At 34.3% G+C, this 13,760-nt stretch carries 11 protein-coding genes; 3 read left to right on the top strand and 8 right to left on the bottom strand.

Annotated elements, in window-relative coordinates:
• Positions 1 to 416: 416 nt before the first annotated feature.
• Complete coding sequence (locus HEQ19_06360) at positions 417 to 1,748, bottom strand: transposase (protein WYL99199.1); 1,332 nt, start codon at positions 1,746 to 1,748, stop codon at positions 417 to 419.
• Between the two features lie 281 nt (positions 1,749 to 2,029).
• On the opposite strand from HEQ19_06360, the gene tnpA reads away from it, so the two are divergent.
• On the top strand, positions 2,030 to 2,461 hold the full coding sequence (gene tnpA, locus HEQ19_06355) for an IS200/IS605 family transposase (GenBank protein ID WYM03283.1): 432 nt from the start codon (positions 2,030 to 2,032) through the stop codon (positions 2,459 to 2,461).
• Between the two features lie 77 nt (positions 2,462 to 2,538).
• Here the strand turns inward: tnpA and HEQ19_06350 are convergent, their stop codons facing one another.
• The 7 genes from HEQ19_06350 to HEQ19_06320 form a co-directional block, all read right to left on the bottom strand.
• Positions 2,539 to 2,913 (bottom strand): hypothetical protein, encoded by a 375-nt coding sequence (locus HEQ19_06350; protein ID WYL99198.1) that lies wholly within the window; start codon positions 2,911 to 2,913, stop codon positions 2,539 to 2,541.
• A gap of 1 nt (position 2,914) precedes the next feature.
• Positions 2,915 to 4,297, bottom strand: a complete 1,383-nt coding sequence (locus tag HEQ19_06345; protein WYL99197.1) for a hypothetical protein — start codon at positions 4,295 to 4,297, stop codon at positions 2,915 to 2,917.
• 478 nt (positions 4,298 to 4,775) lie between these two features.
• Positions 4,776 to 6,512: a hypothetical protein gene (locus tag HEQ19_06340; GenBank protein WYL99196.1), complete on the bottom strand. Its 1,737-nt coding sequence runs from the start codon at positions 6,510 to 6,512 to the stop codon at positions 4,776 to 4,778.
• A gap of 32 nt (positions 6,513 to 6,544) precedes the next feature.
• A complete protein-coding gene (locus HEQ19_06335; GenBank protein WYL99195.1) occupies positions 6,545 to 7,618 on the bottom strand; it encodes a hypothetical protein in 1,074 nt (357 codons plus the stop codon).
• Between the two features lie 27 nt (positions 7,619 to 7,645).
• The gene (locus HEQ19_06330; GenBank protein ID WYL99194.1) at positions 7,646 to 8,011 is read right to left on the bottom strand and encodes a capsid cement protein; all 366 of its coding nucleotides are present in this window, start codon (positions 8,009 to 8,011) and stop codon (positions 7,646 to 7,648) included.
• Between the two features lie 32 nt (positions 8,012 to 8,043).
• Positions 8,044 to 8,406, bottom strand: coding sequence for a hypothetical protein (locus HEQ19_06325; GenBank protein ID WYL99193.1), 363 nt, complete (start codon positions 8,404 to 8,406; stop codon positions 8,044 to 8,046).
• Between the two features lie 2 nt (positions 8,407 to 8,408).
• Positions 8,409 to 9,761, bottom strand: a complete 1,353-nt coding sequence (locus HEQ19_06320; GenBank protein WYL99192.1) for a hypothetical protein — start codon at positions 9,759 to 9,761, stop codon at positions 8,409 to 8,411.
• 1,675 nt (positions 9,762 to 11,436) lie between these two features.
• Here HEQ19_06320 and HEQ19_06315 point away from each other — a divergent pair.
• Together HEQ19_06315 and HEQ19_06310 are read left to right on the top strand one after the other, a co-directional pair.
• A complete protein-coding gene (locus tag HEQ19_06315; protein ID WYL99191.1) occupies positions 11,437 to 12,183 on the top strand; it encodes a phage antirepressor KilAC domain-containing protein in 747 nt (248 codons plus the stop codon).
• Between the two features lie 103 nt (positions 12,184 to 12,286).
• On the top strand, positions 12,287 to 13,735 hold the full coding sequence (locus HEQ19_06310; GenBank protein ID WYL99190.1) for a hypothetical protein: 1,449 nt from the start codon (positions 12,287 to 12,289) through the stop codon (positions 13,733 to 13,735).
• The last annotated feature ends 25 nt before the right edge of the window (positions 13,736 to 13,760 follow it).

The raw sequence follows: 13,760 nt of genomic DNA, 5'->3' as shown, positions 1-13,760 counted from the left end.
TTAACCCCTTGAAGTTTATCTGAATTCCATTGAGCAGTAGAATTTCCTACTTGAGCAGCAGTAGTGTTATGCGGGTTATTTGTGTTTCCTGTATGTGATGTTAATGTTGTACTAGAAGCTGCTCCAAGAGCTGTTAAGGCATCTAAGGAAGTAGTAGACCCCGTTCCACCTTTACTTATTGGAAGAGTACCTGCAAGGTTTCCTAGGGTTAAATTAGCTTCTACTACATCTATATCTACGTCAGAATTAGTTGTGTCATCTGTAACAGATATTTTATTAGACGCAGCATTAAGTTTTTTAAACTCTAAATTGACACCAGTTTTTTGTCTAAATACCCCTACTCCCCCTGTACCTACATTAGACGCAGTATTTATTTCACCAGATCCACCACCACTAGAAATAATAGTTTCGATGAACTACCCACAGTTGGCTCCGCCTGAACTGTGGGTTTCTACGTCCCTCAGTTCGTTTCTAGCAAAGCTTTCTGTAGATTTTTGACGCTTCTTTGCCCCTAGTTGCTTCATGCTTCCCGCTTTTTTGCGAGTACATGAAGTAGAGCTAGATGGCTCTGCGCCTACGAAGCCAGTTCCTGACTCCGGTAGAGTGCCTTTAGCCCAGTAAAGCATTACCTCGGCAGCAGCAATATCTCTGTCCTGACGGTATCCACAAACACCACACTCGTGAACTCTAATATCAAGTGTTTTCTTATGTTGATGACCGCACTTTGGACAGGTTTGGCTAGGCCTTACCTTCAGGGTTGGAACTTCTACAAATACACCACCAATTTGTTCTACTTTGTATTTGACAGTATCGCGTAGCATCCCAAAACCTACGTCAAGTATTGACTTATTCAAACCCGATTTTTGCTTCTTGCGCTTACCTTTTTTAGCCTTGCTGGTCATCTTCTTTACTTCTAGTTTTTCAGTTGCAACGAAGCTATTACCGCTGACTATTTCTGCTGCAACTTGATGCACCCAATTCTGTCTTTGATTAGCAACCTTGCGAGTTATCTTGCTAACCTTAGCTTGGGATTTTTTCCATCTTCTAGAAGCTTTAATTTTTTTCTTTCTATTTGGTGCGCGTTTGCGTCTCTTCTCTTTAGACGCTTTTTTTATTTTCTGTTCAGCATTCCTCAAAAACTTTGGCGCTTCAATCTGTTGATGATTTTCGCCATCAGTAATTGACAATGCTGCTTTACATCCTAAATCTATACCAATAGCACCCGTTGGTAAAATTTCTGGCTTGAGAACTTGGTCTAAAGCATCAATTGTGATTGATGCGTACCATTTACCATTTCTGTAAACAATTGTGCAAGTAGTTGGTTTACCCCAATACTTAGCTTTACCCCTCATTTGAATTCGTCCAATTTTAGACAGATTCAAATACCCATTTTCGCCATTAGATTCTACAGAATAACCAGTTTTAGCTGGATATGTCCAACCAGAATAATGGCGAATTGACTTGTATTTAGGGCGTTTACCCAATCCTACAAACCAGCGTTGGAAAGCAAAATCAACACGTTTTAAAGTTGCTTGTAGAGCTTGTGAATTGATTTCTTTATACTCTATCCAAACTTCTTTGAACTCTGGCAAACAATTCTGTTGTTCAAAATAATCAACCTTGTGGTTGAACTTTTGATATTGAGTGAATCTGTTATAAATAGCAGCATTATACAAGTCTTTATGGAGCTTTCGGTGATACCGCAAAGACTTCTCTATCTGCTTATTTGGGTATAACCTGAAAGTCATCCGTCTTGTAGCCACTGATTTATTTGCCTCCTTTTTACATTTATTCTATGATATTACAGTTGACCTATAGGCTTGTCAAAAGAGGCAGGGGAGCAGGGGGCAGGGAGCAAGGGGGAAAACTGAGACGGAGCTTGTACTCCGCCCCAGTAAGAGCGCCCTAGAAGGGCGGGGCTTCTCTTCGAGACGCTCCGCGAAGATACCCATGTTCCGCTCCGCTTCACGGCTTCTCTGCGAGACGCTCCGCGAACGGGACAGGGATTGCTCCCCCTGCTCCCTGCTCCCTGCCCCTCCGCCTCTTTGGTCAAGTTCTTCCCAGAAAAGGCTCTCATTCTGTTTTCTCTATTCGCCAACATTTTGTGTTTGTAACCAAGTACAGACGCAAAACAATAACCGCTTCAATGTTGGAACGGTTGCCAGAAATATTTGCAAATGTCTGTAGAAAAACCAAGTGCAGACTAATCGAGTTTTCAGGCGAAGTGGATCATGTTCATTTGCTAGTTGATTTCCACCCAGATAACAACTTATCCGTTCTTGTAGGTAGTCTAAAATCAGCATCAAGCAGAATTATTCAGAAAGAATTCTCAGAACATCTATCTAATTTTTATCGTCAACCTGTTTTTTGGTCTAGTTCATATTATGTCTCTTCTACTGGCGGCGCACCAATTGAAAAAATCAAGCAATATATACAATCTCAAGAATCCCCAAATGAATGAATGGCTACTCCTCATACATCCATTCCCTTATCAACCTTGCGGTCGATTTTGGTCATAGATGCAATCGTCGCAGCCCGCTATTCATCCCCACCTTGCGAGTACGCTGAAGGTGGGGACTTTCGCGCTACGTTAACCCATTTACCAGTAGAGTTATCATATACAAGAGACTGACCGTCAGTAGGGGAAGTAATAACAACATCAGTTAGCTCATCTAGATTAGTGGAATTAATAGTTTCCCCACCACCTTGAGCTAATAAATCCCAATCTGTAGCTAAAAGAGAAGGAGTTTGACTAGTAGTTTTATTAGCTCTATAACTGGAACCATTATAAAATACTCCTTCATTGCGTCTATAAATCTTATTAGAAGACCAATTACCTAACCAAATAACAGAAATACCATTTACACTAGGTATCGGGTTAGACGGGGTGCTTGGGTTAATTTCTATAGCCATATTAATATCCTTTTAAAGTGCCTATAATAAATAATTGTGTATTAGATTCAGTTCCTGTAATTTCTACTTTAATCACATTTGTATTTACTAAAGAATAACTTTTAACAATAGCATTATCAGTTATAGAAGGGCTTACTTGTACCCAACTGGTCCCTACTAATTCTTTAAGAACAAAGCTAACATTAGAAGAAGCTACAATTTCTATATCAAGTCTACTGTATCTTTTAGTTTCTATAAAGTGACCACCATAAGATTGCCCATTTATTACAGTAGGAATACCAAAATCATCATTATTTAAATCTAATTGTAATATCGGTACAGTGTCTTCTAATTCAGTTTGATGGTCTAGTAAATAAGAAATAGTAAATTGTCCAGCAGAAGTCCATGCCCCATTAGTTGCAGTTTTTTCTCGTAAAGCTGCTTTATCTTCTAATTCATAAGCTCTATCAATTTGTTTTAATTCAATAGAGGTTAACCTTTTTTGGTCCCCTAAAGTTAAATCTTTAGTTTCTTGCCTAGCAATTTCAGCTAAACTTTTATCTCTTTCTGCATTAATTAAGGCTATTCTTTCTGCTAAAGTTAATTGACCTGAAGTGTTACTACCTTCAGTTTGACTAGAACTAATAGATAATTTTTCTTTCCAAAAGTCTTCTGCACTAATTTCATTTAAAATTCTAATTCTTAAATAAGCAAGAACAAAAGTATCATAGCTAGATTTAGCAGCAATGATTAAAGTTTTATCTTTAGTTAAATCTAAACCAGCAGCAGTTTGTAGTTTAGTAATTGGGTCAGAGATAAGAAAGTATTTAACACCGGCTGCTATTACAATAAAAGCATCTGAATGGTTAGCTGTAATAGTTGTAAGGTCATTAACAACTAACTCAGCTTGTTTAGGTTTAGTATTAATAATTAATTCTAATACAGGGTTCCCAGTACCTGTATTTCTCTCAGCCACAGTAAAGATTTCTAATTGTTGACCTGCTGTTTTACCTAGTAACCTAACCCTATTAGAGTCATCAATTGCAGTAATATCAGCATTAAAAGTAGTGTTAGCATTAATTAAAGTAGTTAAGTTTGAAGTTACATTAGAAATAGTCGCAGCAGTAGCTACAAATGAAACAGTAGCATTTTTATAAGTAACTGAAAATCTATTACCTACAGTAACTTGACTAGGGTTTAAATATGTAACTTGAACAGTGGGGGCAATCGTAGTAGTTCCAGGTAAAGGACCAATATCTACTAAACCTTTAGATACTAAATCAGTTATAGCTGAGTAAGTAGTCTTCTTAAGAATTTCTTCGTCATATTGATTACCATAAATATCAAATATTTGTGGCTTCAGATAAGTATTTTCAAATAAATCCCATGTAATTGATGATGGCATAATAATAAATTAAGTTAAATAACTATTTAAAGATAAGATAGGTTTATAGCCTATATTTGTAAAATCAAAAGCAAGAATAGATTGTACTGTTTTATTTATAAAATCAGGTTTTGTTAATATTTTTAACTCTTTAGATATAATAGAATTATTTAACCTGTTAAAAGTGTTTATGTTACTTTTTCTAATTCTTTTTAGAACTACTTTTTTTCTATAATAATCTACATTTTCTGAATTAATATTTGTCATATCTTCATCAGTTTCTTCATCAGTTAAAGGCTCCTCTTCAATTTCTTCAGAATTAACAATTTCAGTTTCTTCTTCCTCTTCAGGGGGCTTTACTTTAACAAAAACGGTTCCTGCGTACTTAGCGTGCTTAATTATTAATTAAAGTCTATAAATTTGCTTTAAAAGTAAGGCTTACAGGCGTTCATAATTTAATTTTTAGCAATATAATATAAAATACAGAAAATAATGGCTATTATCTTAGCTCTGCAAGGGTTTCAAGCTGATTATTTAATAAATTCAGCACGCTAAGTACGGAAGAGCCCTCATCAGTTAATGTAACTCCGTCTAAGACATAGCTTTCTGGTGAATTTGTACTCCAGAAACTTTCAGAAAAATTAGGAGTATACTCTCCAGTAGAAGTTGTACTGAGGTTAGTAACTATTTTTTTCTTATTACCTACTACGTAAATAAAGCTTACTAAATAGGGAGTTAATACACCGTTATCAGCGTACCCAGAAGTAATCTCTAAATTTTTAAGTTGGTTAAGACTTAGACTTTCACATCTCCCATTAGAAGCTATTTCTACTGGAGAATTAGGGTTAGATATATCTAATACACTTATACGTAAGGGTCTAAATTTATAAAGAGAATTTATTTTATATATATCTGGAACGAATGATTTACCTTTAAGTCCTGATAAAATAGTATTATTACCTACATTAATAGCTGTAAAGGTTACATCTTGTCTAGTATCCACAATATTACCACTACTGTAATAAGTTCTTATCCTAGCAGGAAAAGGAACCCCGTTTCTTGTGAGCGTTAAGTTTAGTTCTCCGTTTGGTAATTCTAATCCTTTTGTTATAGGAGAAAAGTCCACTTGAAATTCAGGCCTACCAGAAATAGTAGTATTAGGGGCTTGGAAAAATTCTATTACACAAGTACGTGAATTAAATGACCCTGCGTTTTGTATACTGTCTGCGGATAAAATATTTCCAGTTGTAAGAAATCCTCTAAATAAGTGGCCATTATATACGTCAACATCTTGAGTCAGCAATTCATAATTAGTTGCATTATCTAGTTGAGTATCTACTGATACAGTAGAAGTCCTGTTGATATATTTTTTGTACGAAGTAACTTGTAAACTACCTATTGACTGACTAGGTTTATTATAAGTAAGCTCTGACGTATAATTAAGCCCATCGTAACTAGCTCTTAATTTAAAATTGTTATATTGAAACCAATTATAAGGTGTAGAGTTGCTTCTATTTGCATTATTATAAGAAGTAGCTCCTGTGGGTACAGGAATTTTAATAGCAGTAATATCTACACTATCATTAAAAGCTAACTCACATTTAATAGGGCCTCCTGCAATTATTCCTATCGCGCCAAAAGGAGCATCTAAAGTATTAGAGCCAGCATCATATTCATTAAGTAAAAAGTTAGGAAAGAATCCTTCTACATCAACTCCAGTTAAACTTCTTTTATCCAATATTAATTCTTCTAATAACCCAGTGGTTTTGTTATAAGAAGGAGTGCCTTTTACAAAAACTCCTGATAAATTTTTACCAGATACACTGGCAGTACCTGTTGCTCCTGTAAAAGTAACTGAATAATCTTCTGGGGTAATAGGTGAAGTAATAACTGTTGTTCCTGAGCTTGGATTAAAGTAAGGTCTTTTTACTTGCCTTACAAAATCAAAATAAGTTCTGTAAGCGGCTGCCCATAATCTCATTAAGCCAAAAGGATTAATATTATTCCTAGTCAAGCCACCTTCATTCCACATCTGTATTAATGTATTAAAATTAGCCGGGTTTCCTGCGGCTCCTGATAAACCAACAGAACACCCAGGTTTAAAGCTAACATCATTACTTGAATCCCCTGGCTTTACTGCTATAGGGGAGTTTCCTGTAGTTAAAGTAAAATTACTAGAATTAGGATATCTTTTAATAAACTGAATAACTTTATTTTTATGGAGTGGATTTGACATTGTTTTTTAAGGGGGATATACCCCCTAATTAGTTAAAGGTTACTAGGAATAGAATAGCTGGTAGCATTCAATTGTAGAACTGCTACAGCCCCACGATGATTAGGTGCATAACCCCAACCATCAGTCATAATTGTGTTTTCTAAAGCAAAGCTCGATTTAACATCAGTTTGTAAACCAGCTAAACTAGCAACAGCAGGAATTCTGCTCAAGAAAGGTGTTTTATTAGCTCCACCATCAACCCCTACACAAACTGCATAACCAACAGGAACTATAGGTGTTTTGATAATAGGAGTATTGCTAATAAAACCAACCAAACCTTCCCAAGGAGATAGTTGGCGCATTCTGTCATTAGAAGCTCCACCACTAGCAACTTGAAGGTTACGTCCAATTTGATTTTCTGCGGGTACAAAAGCACTTAAAGATTCCAAAGTGTAGTCATAATCACTAACCCAGATTTCTAATTGCTTGTAACCATGATGCCTAACTTTATCAATTAGTTTAGTACGTATCTCAACTACAGTAGGAGACCCAGCAATAGCCGCAGCAGTATAATGTTGTAAATCACCTGCTTGGAAAGTATATCCGTTAACAGAAGGTGCAGCAACAGAACTATTGCTATTGTAGAAAGGAATTGTGGTCGTTTGATACTTGTTAATGCTGTCAATTACTACTCGGTCAGTGTTAGTGAAAATAGTTTGACGTAATGCGGTAAACCTAGCTTTTTGGAAAGAAGTTAGTTTAGCTTGTACATAACCAGCCAACTCATCAGAAGTCATTAGTTTTACTGCTCTGGTACTAAGAGTCAGTGCAGTCATAAACTCTTCATAAGGAATTTCTTGGGTGTAATCCCAAACAGTATTTCTAGAAGTAGGGCGGGCTGATTCAGTTAAGCTTTCAAGAGTTTCTCCATCATAATATTTGACAACTTTCTGAGGAGTATTAATTGATTCTACTAGTGGACCAAAGAACCTAGAGTTCATGTCACCGTAAAACAGCATATCCTGGTCTAATTCTCTCAGGATAGATACAACAGATTGATTATCAACTGTTACTAACTCAGAGTCATTAGTACTAAGTTCACCAAAAAAAGTAGTGTTGTAAGTCATATATTTTTAATTAATTAATTATTTGGATTAAACAGAAATTTTAACTCGATTAGCAGTTAGAGCAATTCCAACTTTCTTAGTTCCCGTACCTGCTACAATACCAGCAGCACCAGAAAATACAGCAGTACCAGGAGTAAGGGCTAAAGAAGTACCTCGATTTTCAATAATGCAGTCATTATCTACTGCTAAAGAAGTACCTGCTTTACGAGAGTGCCGAGCTACACCTACAGGCTCAAGAGAAGCAGTACATAGAATTGCTAAACCTGAACTATTAATAGCTACTACTGCACCTTCAGGAATGTCTACTGCTGTAATTAAGTTAACAACAGAACCATCTAAATGAGATGAAGCAATAAACCGATAAAGAATTGTGTTGTAAGTTACGTTTTGCATAATTTTAAAATGTGTAAATAGATAAACGAAATTTAATATCCACGCCAAGCTTTTACTTTGCGTTCTTCTTCTACAGAAGTCTTGTTAACAGGTACCCCAGGTTTTGTAACCGTAGAGTTAGTACCATTATTATTTTTAATTAAGGCAGCTTGTAAAGCATTCTGAATCTTTGGAACTAGATTCTCTTTTAATTCTACTTCTAAAGACTGTTGTTTAGCTAATAAATCTGCTTCTACTTCTTCCTGGGTACTACCAATAGGTTTTATTCCTAGAAGTTTAACCATTCTTTGGAAGTCAGGTTTAGTTTTAGCTAAGGCTGCTTCATAATTAATTTCAATAGTAGGTTGTGTAATTGTATCTAAACCTAAATCTAATTCTTGTGCTTGTTCTTCCATAATTAGTTAATTACACTATCTTCAAATAAAGTATTTTCATCTGTATTAGGAGCATCTTTACTGTCAACTAAAGCGGCAGAATACTGAATATTTAATCCTTTTTCTGCATCTAGTTGTTCAAGTTCTTTTAGGGCTTCGTCTTGAGTTAACCCTTCAACTTCAACTAAGTATCTCTTTCTAGAAATTAACTTATTTTTAACAGCTTCAATTTGTAATTTCTTATCTTCTATATTTTTAGGCATCATGTCAGGTAATTCCACTCTAAAGGGAATAGTTATACCTAACTCTAAAAATATAGTTTTAATAACTGAAATTAAATAATTAGCTCTTGTTAATGTTGCTCTCTGTAGTGGTTCATAAAGGACACTAAGAGAAGATGAACTAGAAGCTGACCTAGCATTCTGTAATTCAAGAACCATTACCCCACTTAAAGAGTAAATATCTTGTAAAATTATTAACCTTTGCCTCTCAAGATAAAGTGAGTCTACTGGCTGTAGATACCCAATTTGAGGTGATATACCTACGTCAGCAGCAGCACTACTAATTGGTAGATGAAGAATTGAGGCCCCATCATTTGTAAATGCTGTTCTAAAAGCTGATGACCCAGTAGATGATTGTATACTTTCAAGTGGAGAAGCATTACTACGTCCTATAAAAGTAGGTGCAGAAGTCCCAATTGTATAAACTTGAGGTTTGTGATGTTTACCATTTAGATTAATTCTGGACCTTACTTCGTTATACTCAAGCTGCAAATGAATCAATCTTTCAATAGCAGACTGAGCAGTACGCCCATCTAACCCATTTACTATTCTAACAATTGGGATATGATTACCCATTTCTATAGGTTCATCTCCACCTACCTTAACAAAATATTTATAATCAGGTAAGTTAAATAAATCTAAAGTAGTCTGGCTTTCTGTGGGTAAGGTTAAATAATGCTCTACTTTTACCTTATTATACCGATTACCAATAGGATCATAAACCTCTCTATTCTCCTTTAGATAAACAATCTTTAAAGGGTCAAGGGGGTCAACTTTTACATCATCAACATCAATTGTTCTAATATGCCTAAGTTTGCCGTCTAAGACCTCTATATAGGTTTCACCATAAATTGGTACGTCTGTATACAGGTCATTTAGTAATTTATAAATTTGAATTTGATCTAGTTGTAAACTTAACTGCTCTTGTTGTTCAGGGTTGATAGCTAGAAATTTTATTTTCTTTTCGTAACCGTCACCAAGTAGAAATGATTTAATTTGTTCTACTACTAACTGAATAATTTTAACTGGTAATTCTCTAGTGTCAGCAGGATTAACTCCTTTATAAGCATCTAGTAATTCTTGTTTTGTAGCCATCTAGAATAAAGTTTATTTATACTTCATTTTATAACATTAATTAACTTGTGTAAAGTGGGCTTAATAAAGGAAGTTATAAGGGTATACGTGTAGGGTTAAAAATTAGGGTGGTTTTTAGAGGTATAGACAGGGCAGGCCAGTTTGGCGGGCAGGGTTAAAATTCTATGTACTCCCTAAGTTTAGGTTTTATTAAGGGGGGTATTAAAAAATAAATTTGTAGTCTACTATTAACCCACATAATAGTTTAGCTCACATATTATTAGTGTAGAGAGGATAAGATTACTTATATATACTTAGCTGACTATTAATGATGCAATTAGATATTGAATATATAGAAGGATATAGAAGAGTTAGCTTACTAAACGTATCCAGGTGGTTAGAGATAGAGTATAATAACTTACTTGACTTTATAGATGATGAATGCATTAAGTATCTACAAGACTTTGGGTTGCCGTATAGAGGTGGTAGTATGTGCTATCTATCTCGTGTGCATGTAGAGATAGTCATCATAAGTCTATTCAGTACTGAAGAAGCTAGAACACGTCTTATGGTGTTAGATACCCAATTCGCAGCTACCATCAAAGAGATGTCATAGTAGTATGTAGTGTTATGTGGTTCACTTACTTCAGTCATCTACACTACTATATCTACTTCAGTTAGCTGTGTTACTCTGTCCACTGTGTGTATGGTGTCTAGTATATCTAACATGTAAGGTTATGTAAGATACAGTTAAGTAGATTAAGTTTATTTAAATAAGTTAATTTAACTTTGTGTATCTTAGTTTGGTTGGCTGCACTAGTGAGCTACCACATAGGGGTCTGGGTGTGGGTAGGGTGGTAGGTGTAGTGTACTACTATAGGTAGCTATACTTAGTAGATATATATCTGTTAACTATATAATCACATAACCATCACATAAGGGTGGTATACATCAGTAGGAATATATCTGTTAACTATATATATAGTAGGTATATAATCACATGGCAGTTACATAAGGAAAGTATATATCTGTTAGGTATATATATGATAGCTTTAGTTTAGTATACTGGACTACAGTCAATTATTAAGCTATCTGTAAGTTAGTTATCTGATTAAAGCAGGCTATAAGTTAGTTATCTAATTTAAGCAACTGTAAGTTAGTTATCTGATTAAAGCAGGCTATAAGTTAAGCTACCTAATTAAGCGTACTAAATTCAGTAGATTATAAACAAAGCCATCTAACTATTAAGGTAAATAATATTCAGTCTACAAATAATATTTAATTTTGGGATATATATTTTAAGGGTAAAAGAATAAGGTTTCTGTAGGTTAATTAAACAGATTACAGGTTTTAAAGATTCTTAGTATTAGTGTATATCCTATTGTTATTTTAAATGGCGGCCGGTTTTAAAATTGCCTATAAAATACCTGAATTATTTCTTGTAATCTATTGCATTCTATAACCTATTGTATTATAATAGATATATGAAGAAAAATAAAATATAATTCAGTATGCAGTTAGATAAAATTACTTCTATAAGACTTTTTGCAGGTGACACAGATAAGCTACAAAAAATAGCTGACTCTGTAGGTTTAGAAAAAGCTGACATAATAAGATCAGCAGTTAGAGCATATATAGACAACTTTAATAAGACCAAATAATAAATCAATTAATAAATAACTAAATAAATAATATTATGACAAACTTAAATTTTACAATTCAATCTCAAATCAAATCTACAGTTCAATCAGACAAAGAGTTCTCAGTTAACTTTAATGATGCTTGGCAGTGGTTAGATTATTCTAAAAAGTCTAATGCTAAAGCTAGCTTTCTTAACTGTGGATTTATAGAAAATGTTGATTATTCCTCGTTGCTGGTTAATCAGCAACGAGAAGTAGGAGCTACTAGAGTAGAAGAAATATACCTAACAAAAGATTGTTTAAAAAGTTGGGCAATGATGTCTAATACTGCTAGAGGTAAAGAAGTTAGAGCTTACTTTATTAAGTGTGAAGCTGAACTTAAGGCTATTAAAGCAGCCCCACAGTTACCTAGTGATTATCTAAGTGCATTGAAAGCTTTAGTAAGTGCAGAAGAAGCTAAATTAATAGCTGAATCTAAAGTACTTGACATGGCGCCTAAAGTTGAGTTATACAACACTATTTGTGAGTCAGGTCAAAACATTACAATGGGAGAGTTAGCAAAGGTTATAGGTATAAAAGGATTAGGGCGAAATAATTTATTTCAGTTCCTTAAAAATCAGGGAATACTTCAGTTTAATAACATTCCTTATCAAAAATATATGAATAAAGGCCACTTTGTTTGTATTCAAGCAGAGCGTAATCGTAGAGTTTATACAGTTACTTTAGCCACTCCAAGTGGGATCGAGTTTGTAATCGACTTATTAAAGAAAAATGGCTATTTAATACCATCTAAGGCTGCTTAAATAAAAATAAAGAGAGTAAGCCATTTTTCTTACTCTCCATCAAATAATATTAACAAATTATTACAACTAAATATAACATATCATATAGATATTATAACACATTATGAGAAAAACAGTATCATTACAATTCAGAAACCTTATTAAAGTTAGCTTTCCTGGTTTAGGTAAAAATCTTAGCTACTGGAGATTTATGAGGCATCTAATGTTTGGCAGAAAAGATGAAAAGACAGGGCGCCCAATGATTAGTCAGCGTTGTGTGGCTAAAGCAGAAGATAAGCTAAATATTTTAGAAAACTCTACTAATTATAATGCTGAAAAGTTCTTACTTAAGTTTCAATTAGACGTAATGTCCGTGGAAACTTTTTCTTGGTCTGATTGGAGCTTTAAAGATAGAGAATCAAGAGTAGCTATGGTAGAATTCCCACAGGAAATCAAAGATGCTATTGAGTTAGAAGCCTACAAAATTATGTCAGAAGATAGAGTCTATTTTGATACAGGAAACAAATTCAGCGATAAACTCCAGAAAGTTGACAGAGAGTTAATTAAAAAAGAAGCTTATACCTATTTTAATTTCAGCAGTCCTGAAGCTAAAGATTTACTTACATATATGAACTCTATTCCAGTGCATAGCTTTAGTAAAGTTGTAGCCGCTAATTATAATGACACATGGTTGGAAGCTTCAAACATTAAAGACCCTGAAAAAAGGAGAGTACAGGTAGAAGTCTTAAACACAATTCGAGACGAATTACAGCCTTTTTACAAGCCTTCTAGAGAAGGAAATACTGTACGTATCTTTCCTCTAAACTACTCTATTCCTATGCTTCAGAAGAAGTTAAGAAAATTAATTACAAAAGGATGGTATGAATTTGATTTAGCTAGTAGTCAATTAGCAATTGTAGGTAAAACTTGGGAGATACCTGAAGTTCAAGAGTTTCTACAAAGCAATAAAAAGATTTGGGTTGAGTTAATAAATCATTATGGGTTTGATGCCAATAATCTAAAGCAGACTGATGAAGATACCTACGAGGATATAAAAAGTGTGCTAAAGGATGCGCTTTACTCATTAATTTACGGAATGGGTAAGATAAATCTGGTTACATTTTTAAATGAAGGGTTACTTCCTTTTGGTATTAAAGATGCTGGTAAGAAATTCTTTAAACATCCTTTAATGAAATCTTTATTTGACGCTAGAGAAAAAAGGATAAATGAATTAAATGACTGTGATTCAGCAGAAACTATCTTCGGTAAAGTTATTAAGGTGGCTGGAAATAAAAAAGCTAATGGAAAACCTAACGACATTAGGTCTGAGTGTATAAGGTCTATAATGGCGCAGCAAGCTCAAGCAGTGGAACTCTATTTACTATTGCCTGTACTAGACCTTGCTAAATCCACCAATGACTTTGTAATAACTTTGTGGCAGCATGATGGTTTTAGTATTAACTTTACAGATTCATCTAAAAAAGATAGGTGGATTAGTAAGATTAATCAAGTAGTTAATAATAGGGCGGCTTATTTAGGTATCATAACCAAGCTAGAAGGTGGAGCTTTATAAGTTTAGCTGACTAAGGGTTTTATTG

The sequence above is a fragment of the Gloeotrichia echinulata CP02 genome, assembly GCA_038087035.1.
In the GTDB taxonomy this organism is placed as follows: Bacteria; Cyanobacteriota; Cyanobacteriia; order Cyanobacteriales; family Nostocaceae; genus Gloeotrichia; species Gloeotrichia echinulata.
This window is presented reverse-complemented; position numbering and strand designations above follow the sequence as displayed.

Bases quoted from the DNA above. Each gene is read 5' to 3' on its own strand.
- HEQ19_06360 (WYL99199.1), bottom strand. From the start codon at position 1,748: ATGACTTTCAGGTTATACCCAAATAAGCAGATAGAGAAGTCTTTGCGG.
- HEQ19_06350 (WYL99198.1), bottom strand. From the start codon at position 2,913: ATGGCTATAGAAATTAACCCAAGCACCCCGTCTAACCCGATACCTAGT.
- HEQ19_06345 (WYL99197.1), bottom strand. From the start codon at position 4,297: ATGCCATCATCAATTACATGGGATTTATTTGAAAATACTTATCTGAAG.
- HEQ19_06340 (WYL99196.1), bottom strand. From the start codon at position 6,512: ATGTCAAATCCACTCCATAAAAATAAAGTTATTCAGTTTATTAAAAGA.
- HEQ19_06335 (WYL99195.1), bottom strand. From the start codon at position 7,618: ATGACTTACAACACTACTTTTTTTGGTGAACTTAGTACTAATGACTCT.
- HEQ19_06330 (WYL99194.1), bottom strand. From the start codon at position 8,011: ATGCAAAACGTAACTTACAACACAATTCTTTATCGGTTTATTGCTTCA.
- HEQ19_06325 (WYL99193.1), bottom strand. From the start codon at position 8,406: ATGGAAGAACAAGCACAAGAATTAGATTTAGGTTTAGATACAATTACA.
- HEQ19_06320 (WYL99192.1), bottom strand. From the start codon at position 9,761: ATGGCTACAAAACAAGAATTACTAGATGCTTATAAAGGAGTTAATCCT.
- HEQ19_06315 (WYL99191.1), top strand. From the start codon at position 11,437: ATGACAAACTTAAATTTTACAATTCAATCTCAAATCAAATCTACAGTT.
- HEQ19_06310 (WYL99190.1), top strand. From the start codon at position 12,287: ATGAGAAAAACAGTATCATTACAATTCAGAAACCTTATTAAAGTTAGC.